Source organism: Mesorhizobium sp. dw_380 (assembly GCF_018588885.1).
Lineage (GTDB): Bacteria > Pseudomonadota > Alphaproteobacteria > Rhizobiales > Rhizobiaceae > Mesorhizobium.
The window spans coordinates 1-7,012 of sequence record NZ_JAFFIW010000084.1 but is presented as its reverse complement, the minus strand read 5'-3'; the positions used below and the strand labels follow the sequence as shown (position 1 = coordinate 7,012).

Genomic DNA, 7,012 nt, shown 5'->3' with positions numbered 1-7,012 from the left:
GGAGGGGGGAGAGGGGCCGGGGGGGGATGGGGGGCGAGCACGGGCCTCCGATGTGAAACGACCATGAACGATTCCGCCAAACTCGCACTACGACCGGCCGTCGGTCTAGACGCAGGCTCGATCGCCAAGATCATGCGGGCCGCGCTTGGTTCGTTCGACTGGATGCCGGTCAGCCGGCGCTGTCCTCGGCCAGCTCCCGCAGCAATTCCATTGCCTCCTCGGCTCGGTCGGCGGGGACGAACAGATGGTCGTGGTAGAACGCCGAAACCGGATTGACGCCCATGCCGGCTGCTGCGAGCCGCGTGGTGATGGCGGCGAGGAAGCCGACTGCTTCCAGCGACGAATGGATGTTCAGCGTTATCATCCGGCAACGGAACGAAGCGGTCAGTCCGGCTGTCCTTGCCGCCTCCTCGGTCACAATCAGTGTCGTGCCCTCGCGTTCGCGAAACACCATCACCGGTTCGAGGCCGTCCGGCTGAGGGACGCCGGGTGCCAGCTTGGCGAAGACATAGATGCCGTCGAGCAATTCCGGCGTCATCGATGCCAACAATGTCTTCAGATCGGTCTCGCCGGTCATTTTTCACGCCTAACAGGAACGGGGCCACAGCTTCTCAATATCCGCAGCCGGCACATGCCGATAGTCCGCACACCGCGCACGACATGGCGATGTCGTTGTCGGCTGGGCTTGCGGACTTGTCGCGTCGCACAATACAGGAGTTGAGGGCCGATGCCGGTCCGTGAAAGGCCGCCTATGATCGTTCGTCCGCGCCCCACCTTCCTGCAGCTGTTCTTCATTATGCGCGGCTCCGTGGTGCCACGCATCCTGCCGCAGATCTTTGGGTTCGCCATCTATTCGGCGGTCATCCTTGCCCTGGCGCGGTGGTTCGAACTCGATCTCGGCGTCTTCAACATCACACCTTTCGGACTGGTGGGCGTGACGCTGTCGATCTATCTGTCGTTCCGCAACAATGCCGCCTACGACCGCTGGTGGGAGGCGCGCAAGCTGTGGGGCACCTGGTCTTCGAAATCCGCAATCTGGCCCGCGCAACCACCAGTCTTATCCCTGACCGCACCGAGCAGCGCGCCTTGCTGATGGAGGCGCTGGCGTTCTGCCATTTCCTGCGCGGGCAGTTGCGCAAGATCGATAGCGTGAAAGACGCCCGCACTTTTATCGATGCCGAAGCGGACAAAGCCGCCGCATTCGCCAACCCGGCGGACGAGATGGTCAGGCGCATGGGTCGCCGCGCCAACGCGCAGCGCCGGGGCGGCGAACTCGATGCGATCGGCTTCCGTATCCTTGATGAAAGACTGGCATCGATCACGGCCATCCAGGCCGGCTGCGAGCGGATCGCTGGCACGCCCTTGCCCTTCGCCTATACGCTGCTGGTGCACCGCACGGCCTACATCGTCTGCCTGCTTCTGCCCATCGGGCTGATCTCGACCACCGGCTGGGCAACGCCATTGTTCATGGCGCTGATCGCCTACACCTTCTTCGGCCTCGACGCGCTTTCGGAAGAACTCGAGGACCCATTCGGCACCGAGGCCAACGACCTTGCCCTCGATGGCCTGTGCCGCGTCTGCGAGATGTCGGTGTTCGAGGCGCTGGGCGAAACGCCGCCAAAGATGCTGCCGGCCGAGAAGTTCTATTTCTCGTAGCCAGCTCCTGGTCCGGGTCTTTTTTCGATTCACCCGGCGAAGAGACGCAGCTAGCTCAGCCTTCTCGAGGTGGCTCTTGACGCGTCGCTCGATATCTCGTATAGAACCAAAAGGTTATATAACCATTTGGTTTTGTACGCAATGACAACCGACAGCCTCAGCCTGACCCTCGCGGCGCTTGCCGACCCGACGCGGCGTGCCATCCTGGCGCGGCTGTCGCGCGGCGAGGCCTCGGTGACGGAGCTGGCGGAGCCCTTCGCCATGAGCTTTCCCGCGGTGTCGAAGCATCTCAAGGTGCTGGAGCGCGCAGGTCTGGTGGCGCGCGGCCGCGACGCGCAGTTTCGGCCACGCCGCCTGCAACCGGAGCCATTGCGCGAGATCGATGAGTGGCTGGAATCCTATCGTGCCCTATGGGACGCGCGGTTCGATCGGATTGAAACCTATCTGCAGGCTTTGCAGAAGGGAGATCCTGACGGCAGTCATAATTGAAGCATTGAAGCCGCCAGAGTCAAACAAGGAGGGCAAGAAAGTGACAGGTCAGTCGATAGAACTTCCATCCGACGACCCGGTGATTGTCATCACCAGGACGTTCGATGCGCCGCGCGTGCTGATGTTCAAGCTGTTTACCGATCCCTATCATCTGGTGCGGTTCTGGGGGCCGGAAGGATCGAGTTATCCGGTCTGCGAGATGGATGTGAGGCCGGGCGGCGAATGGCGTCTGACCATGCGCTTTGCCGACGGCAGCGAATATCCGACGAACAGCGTCTATCTCGAGATCACGCCGCCGGAACGGATCGTTTATCGCGACGCGCCGCTCGATCGCAGCCAATGGCAGGGCAGCTTGCCGGCGCCTAACATGGTGACGACCATCCTGTTCGAGGACGCCGGTGGCGGGACGCGGATCGTCGCCAACATCCGCGCCAACTCGATCGCCGCTCGAGACATGGCGGTGAAGATGGGCTTCGGCCAGATGGTCATGGCGAGCTACGCACGCCTGGAGGCCTATCTGAAGACGCTTTGAACGAAGCGCGGCCCGGCGCTCCGCTGCACCGGATAACAAAAAGAATCCCTTGGCGTGTCGGGCCATCGTCCCGCCGCGCGTCCTTGGATCGACCTTCATCAAGAAGGCCAGCGCTTGAACCCGAAACACCCGGAGGAAGACCAATGACCATTTCTCATAGCGCGCCCGTTTCGTCCGGCGCCCTGTGGACCGGCCGCGTGCTCAGCGGCCTCATTATCCTGTTCATGATCTTCGACGGGGCTATCAAATTGCCACCGCTCGACATCGTTACCCAGACGATGGTGCCGCTCGGCTGGCCGGCAGACCCGAATGTCGCGCGCATGCTCGGCGTCATCGGCCTGGTCTCGACGGCGCTCTATGTCTTGCCGCGCACCTCGGTGCTCGGCGCCATCCTGCTCACCGCCTATATGGGTGGCGCCATCGCCACCAAGGTACGCGTCGACAGCCCGCTGTTCTCGCACGAGCTGTTCGGTGTCTATCTCGGGATCATCCTGTGGGGCGGCCTGTACCTGCGCGACCCCAGGGTGCGCGCGCTGATCCCGTTCAGCCGATAGTCTCGAAGGAGAGAAAAATGTTCAGCACCATCCTCATCATCCTGGTCGCCATCGTCGCCGCCGTCTTCATCTACGCCGCGACGCGGTCAAATGATTTTGTCACCACCCGCACGGCCACCATAAAGGCTCCGCCGGAAGCGATCTTCCCGCTGATCAATGATTTCAGCCGCTGGCCAACATGGTCGCCTTACGAAAAGCTCGACCCCAACATGAAGCGGACCCTCTCCGGTGCCGCAAGCGGCAAGGGCGCCGCCTATGCCTGGGAAAGCAATGGCAAGGCCGGCCAGGGCCGCATGGAGATCGTCAATTCGGTGCCGTCCTCGCTAGTCTCGCTCAAGCTCGATTTCGAGAAGCCGTTCCGGGCCAACAACAGCGTCGACTTCACCTTGACGCCCTCGGGCGGCGCCACCGCCGTTAGCTGGGCGATGCGCGGCAGCCGGCCCTTCATCGCCAAGCTGATGGGCCTGTTCATGAATTTCGATACGCTGATAGGCAGGGATTTCGAGGTCGGCCTCGCCAATCTCAAGCGCGCCACAGAGGGGTGAAGGACCCTCGGCTTGGTCCGAACGGCGAGCCGGCAGAGCGGCGCTGGCGCCGAAAACGCAAAATCTTCAAGGTCTTCGGGATCAAATTAGCGGTTCGTGAGTTTAGCACGTGACGGCGAGGACGGCGATCCGTGTGAGAGGAACGACAATGAAGAAAGCGATGACCATCCTGATGTTGACGATGGCGCTCGGCGCATGTTCGCAAACGGAAAAGGGCGCGGCTGTCGGTGGTCTGGGCGGTGCGGCCGTCGGCGCTGCTGTTGCCAACAATCCCGTGCAGGGAGCCGTCGTCGGGGGCGCGGTTGGCGCCGTGGCGGGCGCCCTGATCGGTCATGCCAGCGAAGCCGGCCAATGCCGCTATCGCGACCGTCATGGCCGTGTCTACGTCGACCGCTGCCCGAGCGGCTATTGATCGCTCAGAACTGCAAATAGCAAAACGGCGGGCACAGGCCCGCCGTTTCGTCGATCCGATAAAGCAATATTTATTCGGCGGTGGCGGCTTCCGCCTCGGCCGGAGCGGCGGCAGCGGCCGCGACGGCAGTTGCGGCGTCTTCCTGCGCCTTCTTCAGAAGCGCGGCGCGCTCCTGGGCCTTCTTGCCCGGCTCGGCCTTCTTCGGGTTGGAGCGGGCGTCGCGCTTGGCAAGGCCGGCCTCGTCGAGGAAGCGCAGCACGCGGTCGGTCGGCTGGGCGCCGTGCGACAGCCAATGCTTGACGCGGTCGGCGTCAACCTTGACGCGTTCGCCATCCTTCGGCAGCAGCGGGTTCCACGAGCCGAGCGACTCGATGAACCGGCCGTCGCGCGGCGAACGGGCGTCGGCGACGACGACATGGTAGTAAGGACGCTTCTTCGAGCCCGCACGGGCCAGTCTGATCTTCAGTGCCATTTCTTTTCTCCTAAAAGCTCTGATTTCGTTGATAGAGTTGCGGCTAAAATCTTTGTTTTTAGCCGGTTTTCGTCACGCCGTTGGCCGCGGCGATCTGTTCGTGGTGGCGGATCACTTCGCGGACGACGAAGTTGAGGAATTTTTCCGCGAAATCGGGGTCGAGATGCGCATCCTTGGCCAGCTGGCGCAGGCGGGCGATCTGCTGCTGCTCGCGCGCCGGGTCGGCCGGCGGCAAGCCATGCTCGGCCTTCAGCACGCCGACCGCCTTGGTGCAGCGGAAGCGCTCGGCCAGCATGTGGATGAGGGCGGCGTCGATGTTGTCGATCGAAGCGCGGTAGCCAGCCAGGATGGTGCGGGCGTCGGCCATGTCCTTTTCTTCGTTCATCGCTGCCTCACTTCTTCTTGTTGCCGAGACCGGGCAGACCGCCGCCGCCGACGCCGGGAAGCCCTGGAAGTTTCATGCCGCCGGGCAGACCGGGCAGGCCCCCACCGCCGGGAGCGGGCAGGCCTTTCATGCCGCCAAGGCCGGCGGCCTGTGCCTGCTTCTGCAAGGCTTCGAGCTGCTTGGGATCCATCTTCGACAAATCGGGCATGCCGCCCATCATACCCCCGGGGCCGCCGCCGGGCATCATACCGCCGAGGCCCATCTTGGAGGCGAGGCCGCCCATCATGCCGCGCATCAGGCCGCCGCCTTTGCCCTTGCCGCCCATCGCCTTCATCATGTCGGCCATGCCGCGATGCATCTTCAAGAGCTTGTTGATCTCGGCGGCGTCGGTGCCGGAGCCGGCGGCGATGCGCTTCTTGCGCGAGTGTTTGAGAATGTCGGGATTGGCCCGCTCGGCCTTGGTCATCGAGGAGATGATGGCGAGCTGGCGGCCGAACATCTTGTCGTCGAGGCCGGCGGCGGCCATCTGGTCCTTCATCTTGCCCATGCCCGGCATCATGCCCATGATGCCGCCCATGCCGCCCATTTTCGACATCTGCTGAAGCTGCTGGGCGAGGTCGTTCAGGTCGAACTTGCCCGACTGCATCTTCTTGGCCATCGCCGCCGCCTGCTCGGCGTCGATGTTCTCGGCGGCCTTCTCGACGAGCGAGACGATGTCGCCCATGCCCAGGATGCGATCGGCGATGCGCTTGGGGTGGAATTCCTCCAGCCCGTCCATCTTTTCGCCGGTGCCGATCAGCTTGATCGGCTTGCCGGTGACGGCGCGCATCGAAAGGGCGGCACCGCCGCGGCCGTCGCCGTCCATGCGGGTCAGCACAAGACCGGTGATGCCGACGCGTTCGTCGAAGCTTTTCGCCAGGTTGACGGCGTCCTGGCCGGTCAGCGAATCCGCTACCAGCAGGATTTCATGCGGGCCCGACACCTTCTTGATGTCGGCCATCTCGACCATCAGCGGCTCGTCGATATGGGTGCGGCCGGCGGTGTCGAGGATGACGACGTCATGGCCGCCGAGCTTGGCGGCCTGGACGGCGCGCTTGGCGATGTCGACGGGGTTCTGGCCTGATATGACCGGCAAGGTCGCGACCTTGACCTGCTCGCCGAGCTGGCGCAGCTGCTCCTGCGCGGCGGGGCGCCGCGTGTCGAGCGAGGCCATCAGGACCTTCTTGTTCTGGCGCTCGGTCAGCCGCTTCGCGATCTTGGCCGAAGTGGTCGTCTTGCCGGAGCCCTGCAGGCCGACCATCATGACGACGACGGGGGCCGGCGCATTGAGGTCGATGGCGACGCCCTCGGCGCCCAGCATGTCGACCAGCTCGTCATGGACGATCTTGACGACCATCTGGCCGGGCTTGATCGACTTCAGCACCGCGGCGCCGACAGCCTTTTCACGGACCTTGTCGGTGAAGGAGCGCACCACTTCGAGCGCCACGTCGGCCTCGAGCAGCGCACGGCGGACCTCGCGCAGCGCGGCCGAGACATCAGCCTCCGACAGCGCGCCGCGGCCGGTCAGGCCGTTCAGGATCGAACCAAGACGTTCCTGTAGCGATTCAAACATTCTGTTTCCTTTTCCCTGGCACCCGGATGGTGCCCGAGAGGTAATGCGTTCGCGCCCAGTCTCCAAGCAAAAGCCAGTCCAAGCAAAAGCCCAAAACCAAAAAGCACCCGGGGGCGCTCAGCGCTGCCGGGTGTTGGCCTCCAGGATCGATTTACAGCACCCACCTCAAAGAGGTTTCGGCGTCCTGGTCGGCTTGCTCGGAGGGATACTCGTCGCGGAATTCGGGGCGTGTAGACAGGAAATCGCGCGTAGAGTCAAGGGAAAGGCCGAATACGGCAATCGCGTCAGGTTGGCGCTGCCCCTCATCCGCCTGCCGGCACCTTCTCCCCGTATAGTGACGGGGCGAAGGAGGCTG

The 7,012-nt window shown here is 63.6% G+C and carries 10 protein-coding genes and 1 pseudogene; 6 read left to right on the top strand and 5 right to left on the bottom strand.

What is annotated here, in order from left to right; genetic code table 11:
* Positions 1-169 precede the first annotated feature (169 nt).
* A complete protein-coding gene (locus tag JT360_RS32640; protein ID WP_214477487.1) occupies positions 170-577 on the bottom strand; it encodes an ACT domain-containing protein in 408 nt (135 codons plus the stop codon).
* 150 nt (positions 578-727) lie between these two features.
* Between JT360_RS32640 and JT360_RS32635 the strand changes: the two are divergent.
* The 6 genes and pseudogenes from JT360_RS32635 to JT360_RS32610 all read left to right on the top strand — a co-directional run bounded on the left by JT360_RS32635 (position 728) and on the right by JT360_RS32610 (position 4,188).
* Positions 728-1,656 (top strand): annotated as a pseudogene (locus JT360_RS32635) (bestrophin family protein).
* A 141-nt stretch (positions 1,657-1,797) separates the two neighbouring features.
* Entirely contained in the window at positions 1,798-2,145 is a 348-nt protein-coding gene (locus JT360_RS32630) for an ArsR/SmtB family transcription factor (protein ID WP_214477485.1), read from the top strand.
* Between the two features lie 40 nt (positions 2,146-2,185).
* Entirely contained in the window at positions 2,186-2,677 is a 492-nt protein-coding gene (locus tag JT360_RS34020) for an SRPBCC domain-containing protein (protein ID WP_214477483.1), read from the top strand.
* A 143-nt stretch (positions 2,678-2,820) separates the two neighbouring features.
* A complete protein-coding gene (locus JT360_RS32620) occupies positions 2,821-3,231 on the top strand; it encodes a DoxX family protein (RefSeq protein WP_214477481.1) in 411 nt (136 codons plus the stop codon).
* Positions 3,232-3,248: 17 nt separating this feature from the next.
* Complete coding sequence (locus JT360_RS32615; RefSeq protein WP_214477479.1) at positions 3,249-3,776, top strand: SRPBCC family protein; 528 nt, start codon at positions 3,249-3,251, stop codon at positions 3,774-3,776.
* 148 nt (positions 3,777-3,924) lie between these two features.
* A complete protein-coding gene (locus tag JT360_RS32610; RefSeq protein ID WP_214477477.1) occupies positions 3,925-4,188 on the top strand; it encodes a YMGG-like glycine zipper-containing protein in 264 nt (87 codons plus the stop codon).
* A 70-nt stretch (positions 4,189-4,258) separates the two neighbouring features.
* Here the strand turns inward: JT360_RS32610 and rpsP are convergent, their stop codons facing one another.
* The 4 genes from rpsP to JT360_RS32590 all read right to left on the bottom strand — a co-directional run.
* On the bottom strand, positions 4,259-4,660 hold the full coding sequence (gene rpsP, locus JT360_RS32605; RefSeq protein WP_214477475.1) for a 30S ribosomal protein S16: 402 nt from the start codon (positions 4,658-4,660) through the stop codon (positions 4,259-4,261).
* Between the two features lie 58 nt (positions 4,661-4,718).
* Entirely contained in the window at positions 4,719-5,045 is a 327-nt protein-coding gene (locus JT360_RS32600; protein ID WP_019862096.1) for a chorismate mutase, read from the bottom strand.
* Positions 5,046-5,052: 7 nt separating this feature from the next.
* On the bottom strand, positions 5,053-6,657 hold the full coding sequence (gene ffh / locus JT360_RS32595; RefSeq protein ID WP_214477473.1) for a signal recognition particle protein: 1,605 nt from the start codon (positions 6,655-6,657) through the stop codon (positions 5,053-5,055).
* 151 nt (positions 6,658-6,808) lie between these two features.
* The coding region (locus JT360_RS32590) for a hypothetical protein (RefSeq protein ID WP_214477471.1) at positions 6,809-7,012 on the bottom strand (204 nt) is incomplete at its 5' end.

What these genes read in the sequence shown, in the direction of transcription:
- JT360_RS32630 (WP_214477485.1), top strand. Translation starts at nt 1,798, where the DNA reads ATGACAACCGACAGCCTCAGCCTGACCCTCGCGGCGCTTGCCGACCCG.
- JT360_RS32610 (WP_214477477.1), top strand. Translation starts at nt 3,925, where the DNA reads ATGAAGAAAGCGATGACCATCCTGATGTTGACGATGGCGCTCGGCGCA.
- ffh (WP_214477473.1), bottom strand. Translation starts at nt 6,657, where the DNA reads ATGTTTGAATCGCTACAGGAACGTCTTGGTTCGATCCTGAACGGCCTG.
- JT360_RS32615 (WP_214477479.1), top strand. Translation starts at nt 3,249, where the DNA reads ATGTTCAGCACCATCCTCATCATCCTGGTCGCCATCGTCGCCGCCGTC.
- JT360_RS32620 (WP_214477481.1), top strand. Translation starts at nt 2,821, where the DNA reads ATGACCATTTCTCATAGCGCGCCCGTTTCGTCCGGCGCCCTGTGGACC.
- JT360_RS32600 (WP_019862096.1), bottom strand. Translation starts at nt 5,045, where the DNA reads ATGAACGAAGAAAAGGACATGGCCGACGCCCGCACCATCCTGGCTGGC.
- JT360_RS32640 (WP_214477487.1), bottom strand. Translation starts at nt 577, where the DNA reads ATGACCGGCGAGACCGATCTGAAGACATTGTTGGCATCGATGACGCCG.
- rpsP (WP_214477475.1), bottom strand. Translation starts at nt 4,660, where the DNA reads ATGGCACTGAAGATCAGACTGGCCCGTGCGGGCTCGAAGAAGCGTCCT.